Source organism: Myxococcus xanthus, from assembly GCF_006402735.1.
GTDB classification, from domain to species: Bacteria; Myxococcota; Myxococcia; order Myxococcales; family Myxococcaceae; genus Myxococcus; species Myxococcus xanthus_A.
This window is the reverse complement of the sequence record NZ_CP017174.1, coordinates 3,552,493-3,569,072: the sequence shown is the minus strand read 5'-3', so window position 1 is coordinate 3,569,072 and position 16,580 is coordinate 3,552,493. Positions and strand designations below refer to the sequence as shown.

Annotated in this window: 16 protein-coding genes and 5 tRNA genes; 7 read left to right on the top strand and 14 right to left on the bottom strand. The window is 68.5% G+C overall.

Annotated elements, in window-relative coordinates; translation table 11 throughout:
• Positions 1-18 precede the first annotated feature (18 nt).
• From BHS09_RS15105 to BHS09_RS15065, 9 genes are all read right to left on the bottom strand, one after another.
• Positions 19-94: transfer RNA gene (locus BHS09_RS15105), tRNA-Thr, on the bottom strand.
• 25 nt (positions 95-119) lie between these two features.
• Positions 120-195 (bottom strand) — tRNA-Gly (locus BHS09_RS15100).
• A 10-nt stretch (positions 196-205) separates the two neighbouring features.
• Positions 206-289, bottom strand: a tRNA-Tyr gene (locus BHS09_RS15095).
• A gap of 59 nt (positions 290-348) precedes the next feature.
• A tRNA-Thr gene (locus BHS09_RS15090) sits at positions 349-421 on the bottom strand.
• Between the two features lie 132 nt (positions 422-553).
• Entirely contained in the window at positions 554-1,399 is an 846-nt protein-coding gene (gene rlmB, locus BHS09_RS15085; protein WP_140790778.1) for a 23S rRNA (guanosine(2251)-2'-O)-methyltransferase RlmB, read from the bottom strand.
• Positions 1,400-1,405: 6 nt separating this feature from the next.
• The gene (locus BHS09_RS15080; RefSeq protein ID WP_140790777.1) at positions 1,406-1,855 is read right to left on the bottom strand and encodes a hypothetical protein; all 450 of its coding nucleotides are present in this window, start codon (positions 1,853-1,855) and stop codon (positions 1,406-1,408) included.
• Between the two features lie 62 nt (positions 1,856-1,917).
• Entirely contained in the window at positions 1,918-2,919 is a 1,002-nt protein-coding gene (locus BHS09_RS15075) for an ATP-grasp domain-containing protein (RefSeq protein ID WP_140798223.1), read from the bottom strand.
• Between the two features lie 81 nt (positions 2,920-3,000).
• On the bottom strand, positions 3,001-4,251 hold the full coding sequence (cglB, locus tag BHS09_RS15070; RefSeq protein WP_140798222.1) for an adventurous gliding motility lipoprotein CglB: 1,251 nt from the start codon (positions 4,249-4,251) through the stop codon (positions 3,001-3,003).
• 218 nt (positions 4,252-4,469) lie between these two features.
• Complete coding sequence (locus tag BHS09_RS15065) at positions 4,470-4,862, bottom strand: DsrE family protein (protein WP_140790772.1); 393 nt, start codon at positions 4,860-4,862, stop codon at positions 4,470-4,472.
• Between the two features lie 209 nt (positions 4,863-5,071).
• On the opposite strand from BHS09_RS15065, the gene BHS09_RS15060 reads away from it, so the two are divergent.
• From BHS09_RS15060 to hrpB, 4 genes are all read left to right on the top strand, one after another.
• Positions 5,072-5,605 (top strand): HEAT repeat domain-containing protein, encoded by a 534-nt coding sequence (locus tag BHS09_RS15060; protein ID WP_237078308.1) that lies wholly within the window; start codon positions 5,072-5,074, stop codon positions 5,603-5,605.
• A 53-nt stretch (positions 5,606-5,658) separates the two neighbouring features.
• Positions 5,659-6,363, top strand: coding sequence for an HAD family hydrolase (locus BHS09_RS15055; protein ID WP_140790768.1), 705 nt, complete (start codon positions 5,659-5,661; stop codon positions 6,361-6,363).
• Between the two features lie 71 nt (positions 6,364-6,434).
• The gene (locus BHS09_RS15050; RefSeq protein WP_174258783.1) at positions 6,435-7,820 is read left to right on the top strand and encodes a prolipoprotein diacylglyceryl transferase; all 1,386 of its coding nucleotides are present in this window, start codon (positions 6,435-6,437) and stop codon (positions 7,818-7,820) included.
• A 13-nt stretch (positions 7,821-7,833) separates the two neighbouring features.
• Positions 7,834-10,398 (top strand): ATP-dependent helicase HrpB, encoded by a 2,565-nt coding sequence (gene hrpB / locus BHS09_RS15045; RefSeq protein WP_140790764.1) that lies wholly within the window; start codon positions 7,834-7,836, stop codon positions 10,396-10,398.
• 7 nt (positions 10,399-10,405) lie between these two features.
• Here hrpB and BHS09_RS15040 read toward each other — a convergent pair whose 3' ends face one another.
• Complete coding sequence (locus BHS09_RS15040) at positions 10,406-10,882, bottom strand: GNAT family N-acetyltransferase (protein WP_140798220.1); 477 nt, start codon at positions 10,880-10,882, stop codon at positions 10,406-10,408.
• Positions 10,883-11,030: 148 nt separating this feature from the next.
• Between BHS09_RS15040 and BHS09_RS15035 the strand changes: the two genes are divergently transcribed.
• Both BHS09_RS15035 and BHS09_RS15030 read left to right on the top strand, forming a co-directional pair.
• Positions 11,031-12,080: a hypothetical protein gene (locus BHS09_RS15035; protein WP_174259272.1), complete on the top strand. Its 1,050-nt coding sequence runs from the start codon at positions 11,031-11,033 to the stop codon at positions 12,078-12,080.
• A gap of 130 nt (positions 12,081-12,210) precedes the next feature.
• Entirely contained in the window at positions 12,211-12,999 is a 789-nt protein-coding gene (locus tag BHS09_RS15030) for a hypothetical protein (protein WP_140790758.1), read from the top strand.
• Between the two features lie 75 nt (positions 13,000-13,074).
• Here the strand turns inward: BHS09_RS15030 and fdxA are convergent, their stop codons facing one another.
• The 4 genes from fdxA to BHS09_RS15010 form a co-directional block, all read right to left on the bottom strand.
• Complete coding sequence (fdxA, locus tag BHS09_RS15025) at positions 13,075-13,410, bottom strand: ferredoxin FdxA (protein ID WP_011553106.1); 336 nt, start codon at positions 13,408-13,410, stop codon at positions 13,075-13,077.
• Positions 13,411-13,521: 111 nt separating this feature from the next.
• Positions 13,522-14,610, bottom strand: coding sequence for an aspartate-semialdehyde dehydrogenase (gene asd, locus BHS09_RS15020; RefSeq protein WP_140798219.1), 1,089 nt, complete (start codon positions 14,608-14,610; stop codon positions 13,522-13,524).
• 82 nt (positions 14,611-14,692) lie between these two features.
• Entirely contained in the window at positions 14,693-15,046 is a 354-nt protein-coding gene (locus BHS09_RS15015) for a rhodanese-like domain-containing protein (RefSeq protein ID WP_174260648.1), read from the bottom strand.
• A gap of 118 nt (positions 15,047-15,164) precedes the next feature.
• Positions 15,165-16,316, bottom strand: a complete 1,152-nt coding sequence (locus BHS09_RS15010; protein WP_140790753.1) for an acyl-CoA dehydrogenase family protein — start codon at positions 16,314-16,316, stop codon at positions 15,165-15,167.
• Between the two features lie 159 nt (positions 16,317-16,475).
• Here BHS09_RS15010 and BHS09_RS15005 point away from each other — a divergent pair.
• A tRNA-Cys gene (locus BHS09_RS15005) sits at positions 16,476-16,547 on the top strand.
• Positions 16,548-16,580: the final 33 nt, after the last annotated feature.

Sequence of the window (16,580 nt, the reverse complement as noted above, 5' to 3'; positions counted from 1 at the left end):
ACACTCCTCAAAAATAAATGGAGCCCTGAACCAGGATTGAACTGGTGACCTCATCCTTACCAAGGATGCGCTCTGCCAACTGAGCTATCAGGGCTTGGCGATGCTGTGACTACAACATTTGGAGCGGGAAATGGGATTCGAACCCACGACATTCAGCTTGGAAGGCTGACGCTCTACCAACTGAGCTATTCCCGCAATTGCCGAGTGGAGGGAGATGGATTCGAACCATCGAAGGCGTAGAGCCGGCAGATTTACAGTCTGCTCCCTTTGGCCGCTTGGGTATCCCTCCAGATATTCACTTGTCCTACTACCACATCCCGGGCCCTCATCCGCGGCCCCGTCCTACCTGGCCGGCGGCGGGATTTGAACCCGCGACCTACTGATTACAAATCAGTTGCTCTACCAGCTGAGCTACACCGGCACTCATCCGGTACTGCGACTGCCGCCCTACCCCGCCCCAGCGACTCCGTCAACCACCCGTCACCGCCCTGAGAGGGGCGCCCTTCTAGAATTCCCGTTCGCCCAAGTCAAGGAGATTGATCCCAAACTTCAACTACCGGCCGGAGACGGTGCCCCGCTGGCGGGCGACCTCGTATAGCAGAATGCCGGCCGAAACGGACGCATTCAATGAACCGACCTGACCCGCCATCGGAATCCGGAGGCGGAAGTCGCAGTGCTTGAGCACTCCGTCCCGGACGCCTGCCCCCTCGGCCCCCACGACGAGCGCCAACGGCCCATCCAACCGGGCACTCCACATGGGCTCCTTGGCGTCGACGTCCGCCGCGGCGACCCACAGGCCGGCTTCCTTCAGTTCCTCCAGGGCCCGGGAGATGTTCACCACCCGCGCGATGCGGCTGTGCTCCACGGCCCCGGCGGACGCCTTGGCCACGGTGCCCGTCACCTGCACCGCCCGGTCCTTGGCAATCACCACGCCATGAGCCCCCAGTGCATCCGCGGAGCGGATGATGGCTCCCAGGTTGTGCGGGTCCTGGATTCCGTCCAGCACGACCACCAGCGGAGGCTGTCCCTGGGCCTTCGCGGCCTCCAGAAGGTCCTCCAGCTCCGCGTACTTGAAGCCTCGAAGCTCCACCACCACGCCCTGGTGAACGCCGCCCTCCGCCAGCGCACCCAGGCGCTCGCGCGTCACCTTCTCCACGCGAATGCCGAACTCGCGAGCCCGGCTGAGTAGCTCTCCCGCCGCTCGGGCGCCGAGCTGCCCCTCCACCAGGAACAAGCGCTCCACCTCGTCCGGCCGGGCCCGAAGAGCCGCCAGGACTGGATTCACCCCGTAGACAAAACGGGAGGCTTCGCCGCCTCCCCGCTCGCCCCGGCTGGCGCGCTGGGGGGATTCTTCGCTCCCGCGCTCACCGCGGCCGCCCTTGGAAGAACGCTCACGCATGGGGACTCAGAGGACCTCGACAGGAAGGGAGAAGGTCTTCTGCTGACGTGCGCAGAGCTTCTCCGTGCAGATGAAGAAGACGAGCTTCGCGTCCACGGAGCCTTTGCCCGCGGCGGCCGTCGTGAAGGGGACCTCGAAGCGGGGGTCCGCGAAGGCCTGCCCCTCGGCCTTCTTCGCCACGGAGTCCGCCAGGACCAGCTTCTCCTTGGCCGGGGTCAGCTGACTCCCCTTCACCTCAAGCTTCAACGGTGCCTCGTCGGAGACATGGGCACCCGCCTTCGTCTTGATGGCGAGGACAAAGGTCCCCTTCTCCCCCGCCTTGACCTGGCTCGAGGTCCCTTCGGTGGAGACCTCATACAGCGAGGCCGGATCCACATCCGCGGCCAGTACGGGCGCGGAGCAGGTCACTGCCGCCAGCAGAGCGGCGAGGGAGGAAAGGCGTCGGCGATGAAGCATGGGCGTCTCCTAGAAGCGAGGGGTGCGTATCACGCTTGAGACGGCGGGGGCCGTCTTTCTCTTCACGCGCCGCCTTCGCTGGTCCTGGCGCGGCGGCCCGTGCCCTTCCGGTCCACGGGGAGCTGAGCGGGCTCAGATGACGCGGGCAGGGCCGACGGAGGCGACAAGTCCGGCACAGACACGGGCGGCGCCCCCGCCACGAGCGCTTCCGCGCGGATGATGATGAGCGAGGCCAGGTCGACGCCCGTCACCGCCTCCATTTCAGGAAGCGCGGGGGAGCTATTCACCTCGAAGACCTTGGGTTGGCCCTGCACGTCAAGCAGGTCCACCGCCGCCACTTCGAGCCCGATGAGCCGGGTGGCCTTTTCCGCGGTGGCTCGCTGGGCCAGTGACAGTTCGTGCGCCTCCAGCCGAGCCCCCTTGATCAGGGTGTGCGCCAGGCGCCCCGGACGCGGGCGGCGACGAACCGCGGCCACAGCTTGTCCACCCACGACGAGCACACGGACGTCGATGCCCGTGCTCTTCACGTACTCCTGCATCACCAGGTTATGCCCCAGCCCGAGGACTGCCTCGAGCGCGGCCTCCAGCGACTGGAGGCTCTCGCACACCATGACGCCGTGCTTCTCCTGCCCCTGCAGCAGTTTGACGAGGACGGGCACGCCGCCCAGCAAGCCCACCATCTCCTTGAGGTGAGCCGCGTCGCGCGCCATCACCGTCGACGGAATATCGATGCCGTGCGCCGAGAGCAGTTGCAGCGAGCGCATCTTGTTGCGCGACTGCGCGATGGCCTGCGCGTGGTTGACGAGCGAGACCCGCGCCAGGCCGAACTGATTCACCACGGCCAGGCCATAGTTGCTGATGGACTGGGCGATGCGAGGGAGGACGACGTCCGTGGGCGCCAGCTTCTTGCGGCCGTAGTAGAGCGTGGCGCTGCGCCCATCGAGGTGCATCTGCACGCGGAGTGGGTTGAGGACCCGCACCCGGTGCCCTCTTGCGCGCGCCACCTCGACAAGTCGCCGAGTGGACGGGATGGAAGCGGAGCGCGAGAGGATCGTGGCTTTCATGAGCGGGGCGGCCGTTCCGGGGAGAGAGGGACCTATAATCCCCGCCCCTCGCCGGGTAAAGCCGCCCCGCGAACCGCTGGACTAGCGCTGACGGATGGCCCGCACTTCAATCTTCACGGGCGACTCCGGGGTGGAGTTGAGGATGCGCTCGCAGGTCTGCCCCGTGAAGAGCACACCGCGGTCCTCCAGCGTCCACGTACTATCGCTCGAGGGGGTCCGCTCGCCTTCCACATAGACCACGAGCAGCTTGGGGTCGGTCGGGCGCTGGGGGCCTTCCAGTGGAATCAGGCAAGGCTCAATGAGGACGACCGCCCGGCTGATGTCCTCCAGCGCGCGCGCAAGCTCAGCCTGGTTTCCGGCCTGGAAGAAGGAGCGGTTGCACAGACCCGTGGTCGGGTTGCACGTGTCGCCCTCGCCACATGGGCGCTCCGCATTGCACGTCCGCTCGAAGCCGCCAGCGCGCGCCATCGCTTCCAGCGCTGCCGGCCCATCCCCCACCGCCGTCTCCGCGCCGAAGCCAATGACGATGGTCTTAATGCCCTTCTCACGAAGTTCCCGCACAGCAGTCACGGAGGCATCGGAGTCCAGGCATCCACGGTGGAGGTAGCCACTCTGGCACTGGTTGTTCTCGATGGTGCACTTGCACAACTCGGTGTTTGCACCGCTGTTGGGGTTCCCCTCGTTGCAGTTCGGCAAACCGTCCGTCAGGAGGATGACGAAGTTCTGCCGGTTGGTGTCCTGGAGCCCCTCAAGCCCTCCCACGAAGTTCAGACTTCCACTTGTCGGCGTACCGCCAAGAGGCCGGCCCGCTCCACCATTGGGAATGCCCTGCAGCAGGGTGTTGATCTCATTGGCATGCACCAGCAGTGAATCGTCGTCTTCCTGCTCAGGCAGCGTCTTGAGCAGGGCTCCAGCAGTGGCGGCACGACACAGATCCGGAATCGACTGTCCTCCTCGCGTCTCGGGATACGTCGTCAGCGCGAAACGAACGAAACGACCGCTGTTCTCAAGGAACTGCGGAACAACCGACTGCAGCGCGGTCCAACGCGTGGGGCAGACATCGACGTTGCACGTCGCCTCGCCACCACAGGGAACCATGTTCCCTTGGAACTCCACGTCGCAGGCAGGCGACGGATTCACCGGGTACGTCATGGACCCGGAGGTATCCACCAACAACATGATGTTGGGCTTGCTCCGACGGGCGTTGATGACCTCCTCCTTCGTCGTCTGCGCGATGGCCAGCGGCTCCACCGGCTCGAAGTCGTACGTCTGACAGGCCAGGACGAAGGCACCGACGGAGAGTGCACTCAGGAGGGGCAGCTTGGAGCGCATAGGCAATGAATTCCTTCTGCTACTGGGGGACGCGGGACTTCCCGCGCGGCCGGGTTCTCCAAAGGGGTACGGCGTGGCCACAGGTTATCGCGTCATTCCCGTCGGGCGCTACAGCATCGGCGGACTGATTCCTGGCCGTTTGGATGCCACTGCGACGTTACAGCCAGAGCGATACCTGGGCGGCCAAGTGCGGCGTACGTAGGGCCAAAGCCCACCGACTACAGGGTGAGCACCCGTGCACCCGCGGTCAGTCGCCAAATCGAGGCCATCCCCATCACTTCATCCAGGGTGCCCTCCAGCGACTCCGGTTCGTAGCCGCAGATGCGGACCGTGGTGTCGCAGGCGATCAGCCTGGCGCCCAGCGTGCGCGCTTCCGCCAGCATGTGCGGCGGCGCCAACACCCCGAGTGACTCCGCGCGCGTGAACTCCTCGTGCTCGCGCTCGCTCGACGGCTGGCCGTAGGCGCCACCCACGAGCTGGCGCAGCGCATCGAAGGCGAAGACGAAGTACACCTCGTCGCCCATGGCGGCGGCGGTGATTCCCATGGTGGCGGCCTGGAAGGCCGGCTCGTACGTGGCGTGCTGAAGGAAGAAGAGGACCCGTCCGGCCATGACGCGCCGACCATAACGGCCTTCGCATCCCGTCGCGGCACCAATGACGTATAAATTGGAAACGTCCCTCTTCTGTCCGGGAAGCCCCCATGGCGACCACCCTCCCCCCACGTCCTGGCGCCGTTTCCTCGTGGTCCCTCCGCCATCTCGCCTGGCGCCCCGTGGTGCTCGGAGGCTTCTTGCTCGCGGGGTCCGGAGGACTGGCCCGCATGAGTGCTTCCGCCAGTTCGGAGCCTGCCCTCGTCACCAGCGCGCCTTCGCCTGGTGCCGACGTCCATGCCCAGGTGGTCGCACTTCTCGATGCGACGACGCGGACTGGCGCCCCATCAGATGACGCATGGAAGCGCCTGGGGCCAGGAGCGGCGCCTGTCCTGTCGGCGCTCGTCGTGGACAAGGGCACCCCTACCGCGCGGCGGACGCTCGCCGTGTCCTCCTTAGCGCTGGTGGATCCGTCAGGCGGCGCGGTGACCATCCGCGATGTGCTCGAAGACGAGAAGGCCCCAGCCGTGGTGCGGGCCAGCGCGGCGGACGCCCTTCGCCGGTGTCTGGGGCTGGATGCCATCCCCACGCTCATCACCCGGCTGCAGGACCCGGAGTCACTGGTCCGGGAAGCCGTGGCCGTGGCGCTCGGACGCCTGGGTGGGCAACAGGCCCGGCAGGCGCTGGAGGACCGACTCCCCATAGAGGAGCGCGCCCTGGTCCGCGAGGCACTCCAGCGTGGACTCACGCTCGTCGAGCCCTGAGGGAACGCGGTCCGCCTGACTCCGGGCTCGCGTCGGCCCGGGGCTTCCATTAGATGGAGGCCATGCGTCCCACCGTCCTCCTCTTCGATATCGATGGAACCCTGGTCACCACTGGCGGCGCGGGGCGCCGCTCCATGGAAGCTGCTTTCGAGAAGCTGCACGGGCGGCGGGACGCGTGCGACTCGTTTCCGATGTCCGGCATGACCGACCGGGCCATCGCCCGCAAGGCGATGCACATCATCGGCGTGGAGGACTCGGCTGCGGCCATCGACGCGGTCATCGACGCCTACGTCGCCCACCTCGCTGAAGAGGTCCACAAGGTGGATGACCAGCGCTACCGCGTCTTCCCGGGCATGCGCGAGGCCGTGAAGGAAGCCCGGTCGCGGTCCGGGTTCGCGGTGGGACTGGGCACGGGCAACGTCCGTGAGGGCGCCCGCGTGAAGCTGGAGCGCGTGAGCATCTACGACCAGTTCGACTTCGGCGGCTTCGGCTGCGACAACGAGGACCGCACCGAGCTGATTCGCTGCGGCGCCAAGGCCGGCGCCGCGAAGCTGGGCGTCCCCGTGGAGGAATGCCGGGTCGTCGTCATCGGCGATACGCCCAAGGACGTCCATGCGGCCCAGGGCGTCGGCGCCGAGTGCATCGGCGTGGGGACTGGGACCTTCTCCGTGCAGGCCCTCCTCGACGCAGGGGCCACGGTCGCCTTCCCTGACTTCTCGCATCCCCAGGCCCTGGAGATTCTGCTCGGCGGGCGCTGAGGCCCTGCCCGACCGCTCGGTGCTCGGCGCCGGGTGTGCTATCTCCCGCCACCCTTCCGAGGAGCCGCCGCATGTCGTCCACGCTCGAATCGTACGAGCTCATCCGCTTCGCCGAAGCCTTCGAGGCCCGCCTCGCCACGGCGGGGGAAATGCTCACCGGCCGGCCCGGCCTCGACGCCGAAAAGGGCTGGCTGACCACCGCCCTGGAACTGGTGCGCACCGCGCGCGCGCCCACCGAGGGCGTGCTCGACCGCGTGAAGGACCTGCCCGAGCTGGAAGAGGCTCGCGAGGAGTATGCGTTCCACCAGCAGGGCCTGTGGGTGGACGTGCTGGAGAAGCTGCTCGCCGGCATCACCTTCACCGCCAGCAGCCGCGCGCCCGTCATCGAGGCCCTCTTCCCTCATCTGAAGTTCCCGCAGCTGCGGAGAGCCCCCCGCGAGGCCGTCCTCGAGTACGCGACGTCCTACGAGCGGCGCACGAAGAGCGCTTATGTGACGCGCATCTTCGCCCGGGATGACTTCGCGCTCGTGCGGCCCGTCATGGAGCAGGTGCTGAGCGCCCACACCGCGTGGCGCTCCAGCCATGAGCCGTCGCCGCTGACGCTGGAACAGGAGAGCCTTCTTCGCGAGGAGCTCGTGTCGCTGGGCCGGAAGCTCGAGCAGTCTCTGCGACAGGCACGCCTGCTGGCCGAAGCCGCGCTCGTGCCCGCCCCCACCGTCTACGAGGCCGCCGGGCTGAACCTCAAACCCAAGCGCCGCGCGGGACGGGGACTGTCGCTCTCTGACGACGCGATGGGTGGCTTCGATGAGCCGACGGACTCCATGGAGCCCACCGAAGCCGAACTCGCCGAGGTCGCGGCCCTGGATGCAGGGGGCGACATCTCCAGCCCTGCTTCCGTGGCGCATTCGGCCGCTCGTGGCGACACGGCGACGGAGAGTGCCGCGCCGGGTGGTGATACGTCCGCTAGCGCAGCCAGCCCGGAGGTGCTCCAAGACTCGGGCGCACAGCGCTCGGACAACGGTGGCGACTCGGGCGCGGTCGGTGGCCCCGAGCTGAAGGACGGGGGCTCGCCCTCTACGGCAGAAACCGGCGTGGCCTCCGCGAGAACCTCTTCTGAGTCGCACGATGGCACTGTTGCCCAGCCGGAGGCGGCTCCCGAGGGCGCGGAACTCGCGGGCAAGGGCGCCTTGGAAGATGCGGCCCGGGCCGACAGGGACGATGCGGCCCCCAAGGCCACGGATGGAGCGGTGACGAACGACGGCCAGCCCGCGGCGACCGACGAGGCCACCGCGCCACGCGGCGCGCGACGGGGTCGCAAGAAGGCCGATGCAGCGGAGCCTGCCGCGGCCGAGGCCACCGAAGCTCCACCCGCGGGAGAGGCTCAGGCGCCTCGCGTCCGGAAGAAGAAGTCCTCCACGCAGTCCGCCCCACCGACTCCCGACGCGGACACGCCTTAAAGGACACCGGGCCATGGCGGACGTCGCGCTTCCCATCGATCCCCTGTTGCCGGACATCGTCTCCACGCTGCGGGGCGCGCGGTCGCTCGTCCTGGAAGCACCTCCTGGAGCGGGAAAGACCACGCGCGTGCCTCGCGCGCTCCTGGAGGCCGGACTCGGTCAGGGGAAGGAAATCATCGTCCTCCAGCCACGCCGGCTTCCCACGCGGCTCGCCGCACAGCGCGTGTCCGAGGAACTGGGCGAACGCGTGGGCGAGTCCGTGGGCTACCAGGTCCGCTTCGAGGACGTGCGCAGCGCGAAGACGCGGCTGTCCTTCGTCACCGAGGGCGTGCTCGGCCGCCGGTTGCTCTCCGACCCGAAGCTTCGCGACGTGGGCATCGTCGTGCTCGACGAATTCCACGAGCGGCACCTGTCCGCGGACATCTCCCTTGCCCTGCTGCGGCGCCTTCAGGAGACGGCGCGCCCCGACCTCAAGGTCGTCGTCATGTCCGCGACGCTGGAGGCGGAGCCCATCCGGGCCTACCTCGGCGGGTGTCCCTCGCTCCGCTCCGAGGGCCGACGCTTCGATGTAAGCGTGGAGTACCTGCCCGCGCCCGACGACCGACACCTGGACCAGCAGGTGCTCTCCGGCATCAAGCGGCTCTTCACCCAGGGCGTGGATGGCGACGTGCTCGTCTTCCTCCCCGGCGCCGGCGAAATCCGCCGCGCACGCGACGCATGCGCCGAGTTCGCCGAACGCCACGGCGCCGACGTGCTCCCCCTCCACGGCGACCTGTCCCCCGCCGAGCAGGACCGCGCCGTGCGGCGCAGCTCGCGGCGGAAGATCATCCTCTCCACCAACGTCGCGGAGACGTCCGTCACCATCGACGGCGTGGCGGTGGTCATCGACTCCGGGCTCGCGCGCGTCGCCTCCCACTCTCCCTGGTCCGGCCTGCCCACCCTCAAGCTGTCCAAGGTCAGCCGCGCCTCCGCCATCCAGCGCGCGGGCCGCGCGGGCCGTACGCGCGCGGGCCACTGCCTGCGCCTCTACACCCAGCACGACTTCGACGGCCGCCCGGAGCAGGACGCCCCGGAGATTCGCCGCACGGACCTGGCCGAAACCGTCCTCTCCCTGCGCGCGTCCGGCATCACCGACCTGGCCGCCTTCCCCTTCTTCGAGCCGCCCCCGGCCGCGTCCCTGGACGCCGCGGAGACGCTGCTCCGCCGACTGGGCGCGGTCGACCCCACCGGCACCGTCACGGAGGTGGGCGAACGGCTCCTGCGCTTCCCCGTCCACCCCCGTCAGGCGCGCATCATCGTCGAGGGTGAGCGCCGGGGCGTGGGCGCCGAAGCCGCCGTGCTCGCCGCCCTCATGGGCGAACGCGACATCCGCCGCGAGGCCCGCGCCAACCTGGGCCAGGGAGGACGTCCGGCCGCCGTCGTCAGCGGGCCGTCCGACCTGCTGGAGCTGTTCGAGCGCTTCCGCGAAGCCGAGCGCGCGAACTTCGCGTCAGGCCGCATGCACTCCCTCTCCCTGGAAGCCGGCGCCGTGCAGTCCGTGGACCGGGTCCAGAAGCAGCTGCGGCGCGCGGTGCGTGGCCAAGGCGCCCGGCCCCAGCGGCCCGAGGACGTGGAGCAAGCGCTGATGCTCAGCGTGCTCGCCGGCTACCCCGACCGCGTCGCCCGGCGGCGCCGGCCCCGTGCGCCCGAGCTGCTGATGTTCGGAGGCGGGACGGCCACGCTGTCAGACGTGAGCGTGGTCCAGGACGCCGACCTCATGGTGGCCGCCGACGCCGAGGAACGCCCCGGCAAGGGCGCCATGGTTCGGCTCGCCAGCGCCGTGGAGCCGGAATGGCTGCTCGACCTCTACCCGGACACGCTGGAGGAGGTGGACACCCTCCAGTGGAACGCCGAGGCCCGGCGTGTGGAGCGGCTCACCCGCCTGTCCTACGGCAACCTCGTCCTGGAGGAGACCCGCACGCCCGCGCCCGCCTCGGAGGCCACCGCGCGAGTGCTCGTGGAAGCCGCGCTGGCCGCGGGGCCTGGGAAGTTCGCGGACCCGGAGGCCCTGGAGCAGTGGCGCACCCGCGTGGCCCTGCTGGCCGGTGCCTTCCCCGAGGCGAAGTTCCCCACCGTCGATGACACCTTCCTGCGCGATGCGCTGGCGTCGCTGTGCTCGGACGCGCGCAGCTTCAAGGACCTGGAAGGGGTGTCCCTGCTGGACGCGCTCTACGCACGGCTCAACTCAGAGCAGCAGCGGTTGCTGGCCACGCATGCGCCGGAACGGGTGACGCTGCCCGGAGGCCGCGGCGTCAAGGTCCACTACGAGCCCGGCAAGCCGCCCTGGGTCGAGTCGCGACTCCAGGACTTCTTCGGTATGGCGCAGGGGCCCAACGTCTGCGCGGGTCGCGTCCCATTGGTGCTGCACCTGCTGGCGCCGAACATGCGCGCGGTTCAGGTGACGACCGACCTCGCGGGCTTCTGGGAGCGGCACTACCCCGCAATCCGCAAGGAGCTGTGCCGCAAGTACCCCCGGCACTCATGGCCCGAGGACCCGCGGCATGCCCAGCCGCCAGCCCCTCGGCCACCGCGCCGTTGAGGCGACATCAGAAGCGCTTGTGCATTTCCAGGTGCTCCATGCCGGCTTCCTCGAAGACGCCGCCGACCGGCTGGTAGCCGTGCTTCTTGTAGAACTCCAGCGCGTAGAGCTGGGCGTGCAGCATGATGCCGTTGACGCCACGCCGACGCGCCTCTGCCTCAAGGGACGTCAGCAACATGGAGCCCACGCGCGCCTTGCGGTGCGCCTGGAGGACGGCCATGCGGCCAATCTGGCCCCACGTGCCTTCCTGGCTGGCCGGAGGCTGCGTCAACATCACCAGCCGACCCGTACCAATGGCGTGGCCGCCCTGGTTGGCGATGACGTGATAGGCGTGCGCGTCCTCGGCGTCGCGCTCAATGCCTTCGGGAACCGCCTGTTCCTCGATGAACACCACCTCGCGGATGGCGAGCGCCTGCATGAGCTCCGCCTCACTCTGAATCTGAGTGATGGTGACGGGCGCGGAAGTATCCGTGGGAGAGGCCATGTCGCGGGCAAGGTACACAAAAGCCCGCGAGGTCAACAGGCGGAAAAAGCACCGTGGCACGCCGGGGTTGCGCCCTGTGCCCCGCCTGCCTGCCGCCACTGTCGGGCCGCACGGCGGGTCCGTGCGCCGTGGTAGGCTGCAAGGCGCCATGCGCATCAACCGACTGCTCGCACTCGCCCTGGCCCTGTCGGCCATGCCCGCCACCGCCCAGCCAGAGCTGTTCTTCGGCAATGGTCAGGCCCCCGTCTTCCGCGAGGAGGACCTGGACAAGCGCTTCGCCCGGTCGAAGCTGAACCAGGGGCTCAAGCAGGGCACTCAGGATGCCGGCTGCGCACAGGTGCTCGGGGCCATGCTGACCCTGATGGGTGAAACCGGTGTGCTGCTGCACAAGCGTGACGAAAACTTCATGCTGGACCCGGTGCTGGTCAACGCCCTCAACACCCAGCTCGTCAACCAGCGCTTTCCCGGCAACGCCTTCCTCGTCGCCATGGTGCGGCGCGTGCTCATCGACCGGAAGCTGCCCCAGGAGTGGCTGGTGACGGCGCAGGCCCTGGCGCCCTACTACCCGGCCATCGACATGGGGAGGCTTCGCTTCCTCGCCAACGGTGTGCAGCCCCTGGACAGCTTCCTGGTCACCCTGCCCGCCCTGCGGGAGCGCTATGCCCAGGAAGTCCAGCGTGCCACCTCCGTGGGCGCGTCCACCGCCGAGGCCCTCTTCCGCGAGAACTACCTGGACCACGAGGTTGCCTTCGGCGCGCTGGAGCTGGTGGACCTCAAGCTCGAGAAGCCGAAGAAGAAGCGCCTGAAGAAGGACGAGGAGCCGGAAGCCCCGTACATGCTGGCCCGGCTGTTGTGGGTGGAGCCCGAAGCGCCGACGACGGAGCGCTTCGAGTTCAACTTCGGCAAGGCGCCCAAGCGCCCGCGCGTGGAGATCTCCGCGAAGCTGCAGGACACGCAGTACGCGGACCTCAACAAACTGCTCAAGGGCTCCCGCGTCCTCGTGCGAGGCCGTTTCTGGGAGTACAAGAAGGGCCTGACATCCATCGAGCTGCGCGACGCCCTGATCTTCCCCGAGCGGGACTGGACGAAGACGCCCTCCCTGGCGGACCCGGCCGCCGTGGCCTCGTGCCCCCTGGCCGTCAACGACCTGACCGGATTTGCGCCCATTCAGCCCGGCGCCTTCGGTACGCAACGCTGACGCGCATCCCACGTCTGGACGCCCATCCACCCGGCGGTACCGCTTCCGGGGGGACGGACTGAGGCTCTTCTAGCACCGGGGCTGGCACGCCCCCTGCTCTGCTCCCCGCGCCCACCGCACGAGGGATGCCATGAAGGTCGACAGTCGCGAGCCCACCAACGGCTCCGGACAGACGAAGTCATCCGCCGACGGAGAGCGCTTCAAGGAGGCGCTCGACGAAGCGGACGCACGCAGCACCCCACCCAGGCCCCAACGCTTGGGACTGAGCCCCCGAAACGCCGCGCGCACGGGCCCCACGCCCACCCTGCTGGCCCGGGCCGCGGGGGCCGTGCTCACCGCACAGCGCGGCGCTGTCTCCAGCCCCGAGAGCCTGGGACTCAAGCGGCAGGCGATGAATGTCGAAGTCCAGCGGCTGGGCACCGTCCGGAGCGAGTCCCAGGCCCTGGGCCAGGAGCGCACCGAACACCGGCTCCATGACCTCATCGCCCGCGAGCTGTCGAAGGACCTGCGCCCCGCCCTTCCAGTTCAGCCCGAAGCACGGCCGGCTCCCGGGCCACCGCCTCCGGATGAAAAGAGGCCTCTCCAGGAGCCGATTGGCTCGGAGAGCGTCACGGCCGTGACGGCGAGCGCGGGAGGCGCGCGCGCTCCCGCCGAGGAAGTGAACCCCGCCGCACGCGCCGAGGCCGCGATGGCGCTCATCGAGCGCATCGAGGTGTTCGTGAAGTCCCAGCGGCCCGCGCTCAGCATGAGCCTGCGCGGACACCTGGACGCCACGGTGGAGGTCGAACGCACGGGCCCGCGCGAAGTGTCGCTGCGCATCCAGGGCCGGCACCGCCCTGTGGCGGCCGAAGACCTGAGCCGGCTGCGCGACGCCCTGGAATCGCGCGGGTTGAAGCTGAGCTCCCTGCGCGCGGAGTAGTCCCACCCGCAACGGAGAAGGCCCTCTCGCCGTTGGGCGAAAGGGCCTTCCGGGACACGCGACGGTCCGTGTGGGCTACGAGCCCGGCGCCGGATCCAGCAGGGAGCGCTTGCCGTCCTTCGACTTGAACTCCTCGGCCTCGGGCAGCGCGGACTTCTTCTCCGCGATGTTGGGCCACTTGGTGGACAGGTCGGCGTTCAGCGCCTTGTATTCCTTCCACTGCTCCGGGAGCTCCGTCTCCGGGAAGATGGCCTTGGTGGGGCACACCGGCTCGCAAGCTCCGCAGTCGATACACTCATCCGGGTGGATGACCAGGAAGTTGGCACCCTCGTAAAAGCAGTTGACCGGGCACACCTCGACACAGTCGGTGTACTTGCACTTGATGCAAGGGTCGGCAACGACGTAGGCCATTGAAAAGTCTCCTCTCGGTTGAAACCAGGCGCGTCCGTGGGCGCGCAGAGTAGTGGTTCGAGCTGACGATGGCACCCTGAATCTGTGCCACCCCTTCGCCGGTAGCGGGGCTCAGCCCAACAAGCCCTGGGCCAACAGCAGCTCGGCCACGAGGATGGCGCCTCGCGCGGCTCCCATCTTGGTGTTGTGCGACACCAGCACGTACTTGAAGCCGTTCTCCAGGACGCCATCCTCACGGATGCGTCCGACGGTGGTGGCCATACCGCCATGCGTGTCCCGGTCCAAACGGGGCTGGGGTCGGAAGGGATCGTCCAGCACTTCAATCCAGCGCGGCGCGGCGGACGGCAGGTTCCGAGCCAGCTCGGCGCCCTTCCACTCCCGCAGGGCCTGGGTCACTTCGGCCACAGTGGCCTTCTTGTCCAATGAGACGAAGACGGACTCGGTGTGGCCCTCCATCACCGCCACGCGGGTGCAGGTGCAGGACACCCGAACGTCATGCGGCGTGAGGCCGTCACCCGCTGGACGCAGCGCGCCGAGAATCTTCTTCGTCTCCACCTCGACCTTGTGCTCCTCCTTGGGGATGTAGGGGATGACGTTGTCGAGGATGTCCATGCCGATGACGCCCGGCGAGCGGCCAGCGCCGGACATGGCCTGCAGGCTGGTCATCAGCACCGCCTTCACCCCGAAGCGCTCCACCAGCGGCGCCAGCGTCACCGCCAGGCCCGTGGTGGTGCAGTTGGGGATGGGGACGATGAAGCCCTTCCAGCCACGGCGGCGCTGCTGCTCCCGGATGAGGGGCGCGTGCGCGGCGTTGACGGGGGGAATCAGCAACGGGACGTCTTCTTCGTAGCGGAACGCGCTGGCGGCGGAGAAGACGGGGATGTCCTTCGCCAGCCGAGGCTCCAGCTCGCGCGCCACGTCCGCCTCCACGGCGGAGAAGACCAGGTCGTAATCCTTGGCCTCGAGCGCGTCACCGGCCACCACCTTCATGCCGGCAAGCTCGGCGGGCAGCGGCTCCGGGACGAACCAGGCCGTCATGCCACTCGCCGTTTTCAGCGCCTCCGCATACGTCTTGCCCGCCGAGCGAGGCGAGGCCGCGAGGCCCGTCAGCTCGATGGAGGGGTGATTCTTGAGGGCGGCGATGAATTGCTGTCCGGCGAGTCCAGTGGCACCGATGAGGGCCGCGCGAAGCCTGGCCATGGGGGCGTTTCTCCAGTCTCCTGAGGAGGATGTCGCCCGCTCCTTAACACCGTTTGACGACGCACCGCATCCACCCAGGCGCTCAGCGGTGCATCGCGGCGACGGGCGCCCGGGTGTGCCGCTCCGTGGGGAAGCCACCTGTGACCCACGCGAGCAGTCCGCCGTCGAGACAGACGGCCTCGCGGCCCTTCATCCGGAGCAGCCGACAGACACGGCGCGTGTCCCTTCCGTCCGGCGAGCAACCACACAAGACGATGAGTTCGTCATCCGGGAGCATGTGGTGGTCGCGGGCGATTTCAGCGGACGTCATCCGCAAGGCCCCTGGGATGTGCAGGTCATAACGCTCCCAATCGGCAGCGTCGCGACAGTCGAGGACGAGCACTTCGTCGTCCCCCAGACGCATGTAAAGCTCGGCACAGACGATGATGGGCTCCACGGTGCCCTCCGCGGGGTCTCTTCGGGTAACCCGGAGCGCCAAGGGCCTCTTCCCACGCCGCCTCCCCGCCTGCCCTCCACGTGACAGGCGGGGCGCCGTGCCGCACCGCGCCCCCGCCTTACAGGCCGAGCTGCTTGGCGATGATTTCGTTCATCACCTCACTGGTGCCACCGCCGATGGGCCCCAGCCGCGCGTCACGCCAGTGGCGCTGGATGTCGTACTCCATCATGTAGCCCGCGCCGCCATGGAGCTGGAGGCACTCATCCGCCACGCGGCAGCACGTCTCGGTGGCCACCTTCTTCGCCATGGACGTCTGCGCCACCGCCCACTCGCCAGCCACGTGCAGGCGCAGCGCGTGGTAGGTGAGCTGACGCGCCGACTCGCGCGCGGTGAAGAGCTCCGCCAGCTTGTGGCGCACCACCTGGAACTGATGGAGCGACTGGCCGAAGGCACGCCGTGACTTCACGTGCGCCAGCACCGTCTCCAGCATGTCCTCCATGGCTCCCACCGCGCCCAACGCGAGCGACAGACGCTCCCACTGGAAGTTGCCCATGATCTGCGCGAAGCCCTGCCCTTCCACACCGAGCAGGTTCTCCGCGGGCACGCGGCAGTCCTCGAAGAACAGCTCCGCGGTGTCCGAGGCGCGCCAGCCGAGCTTGTCCAGCTTGCGCCCCACGGAGAAGCCCGGCGTGCCCTTCTCCACCACCACCATGGACAGGCCCTTGTGGCCCGCGGACGGCTCCGTCTTCACCGCCAGCACCACGAAGTCCGCGCGCACGCCGTTGGTGATGTACGTCTTGGAGCCGTTGAGGACGTAGCTGTCGCCCTCGCGCCGAGCGGTGGTGCGCAGCCCCGCCACGTCCGAGCCCGCGTCCGGTTCGGTGATGCCCAGCGCGCCAATCTTCTCGCCCCGGATGGCGGGGGCGAGCCAGCGGTGCTTCTGCGCGTCCGTGCCGAACTGATGGATGGGCCCCGTGGAGATGGTGAACTGGGCCCCCAGCCCCGCGGACACACCGCCCGAGCCACAGCGCCCCAACTCCTCCAGCAGCACCGCCTCATACAGCTCCCCCGCCGCCGAGCCCCCGTACTTCACCGGATACTTCAGGCCGAGGAAGCCCAGCTCGCCAAAGCGGGTGAAGAGCTCCCGGGGGAACGCCTCCCGGGCCTCCCACTCCTTCACGAAGGGAAGAATCTCCTTCTCCACCACCGCACGTACGGTGCGACGAAACGCGTCATGCTCTTCCAGGTACAGCCCTTGGCCGTGAAGCATCTTTACGAGCACCTCGTCCTTTCGGGTGCCCGTACGCACGCGCACCCGGGGTGGAACCTTCTGGTAACGGCATGGTAACGGGACGCATGCACAGCAGGCAGCTGTTGCAGCCTTGACCGCGCGGTGGCGGGCTGCGTATAAAGCCGACCCCATCCTCTCGGCGCCATAGCCAAGTGGTAAGGCAAAGGTCTGCAAAACCTTCATTCCCCGGTTCGAATCCGGGTGGCGCCTCAAAGACACAAGGCCCGGTGCGGAAGTCACTCC

Excerpts from the sequence above, each read along its gene's own strand:
- rlmB (WP_140790778.1), bottom strand. The coding sequence starts at position 1,399 with ATGCGTGAGCGTTCTTCCAAGGGCGGCCGCGGTGAGCGCGGGAGCGAA.
- BHS09_RS15080 (WP_140790777.1), bottom strand. The coding sequence starts at position 1,855 with ATGCTTCATCGCCGACGCCTTTCCTCCCTCGCCGCTCTGCTGGCGGCA.
- BHS09_RS15075 (WP_140798223.1), bottom strand. The coding sequence starts at position 2,919 with ATGAAAGCCACGATCCTCTCGCGCTCCGCTTCCATCCCGTCCACTCGG.
- cglB (WP_140798222.1), bottom strand. The coding sequence starts at position 4,251 with ATGCGCTCCAAGCTGCCCCTCCTGAGTGCACTCTCCGTCGGTGCCTTC.
- BHS09_RS15065 (WP_140790772.1), bottom strand. The coding sequence starts at position 4,862 with ATGGCCGGACGGGTCCTCTTCTTCCTTCAGCACGCCACGTACGAGCCG.
- BHS09_RS15060 (WP_237078308.1), top strand. The coding sequence starts at position 5,072 with ATGAGTGCTTCCGCCAGTTCGGAGCCTGCCCTCGTCACCAGCGCGCCT.
- BHS09_RS15055 (WP_140790768.1), top strand. The coding sequence starts at position 5,659 with ATGGAGGCCATGCGTCCCACCGTCCTCCTCTTCGATATCGATGGAACC.
- BHS09_RS15050 (WP_174258783.1), top strand. The coding sequence starts at position 6,435 with ATGTCGTCCACGCTCGAATCGTACGAGCTCATCCGCTTCGCCGAAGCC.
- hrpB (WP_140790764.1), top strand. The coding sequence starts at position 7,834 with ATGGCGGACGTCGCGCTTCCCATCGATCCCCTGTTGCCGGACATCGTC.
- BHS09_RS15040 (WP_140798220.1), bottom strand. The coding sequence starts at position 10,882 with ATGGCCTCTCCCACGGATACTTCCGCGCCCGTCACCATCACTCAGATT.
- BHS09_RS15035 (WP_174259272.1), top strand. The coding sequence starts at position 11,031 with ATGCGCATCAACCGACTGCTCGCACTCGCCCTGGCCCTGTCGGCCATG.
- BHS09_RS15030 (WP_140790758.1), top strand. The coding sequence starts at position 12,211 with ATGAAGGTCGACAGTCGCGAGCCCACCAACGGCTCCGGACAGACGAAG.
- fdxA (WP_011553106.1), bottom strand. The coding sequence starts at position 13,410 with ATGGCCTACGTCGTTGCCGACCCTTGCATCAAGTGCAAGTACACCGAC.
- asd (WP_140798219.1), bottom strand. The coding sequence starts at position 14,610 with ATGGCCAGGCTTCGCGCGGCCCTCATCGGTGCCACTGGACTCGCCGGA.
- BHS09_RS15010 (WP_140790753.1), bottom strand. The coding sequence starts at position 16,316 with ATGCTTCACGGCCAAGGGCTGTACCTGGAAGAGCATGACGCGTTTCGT.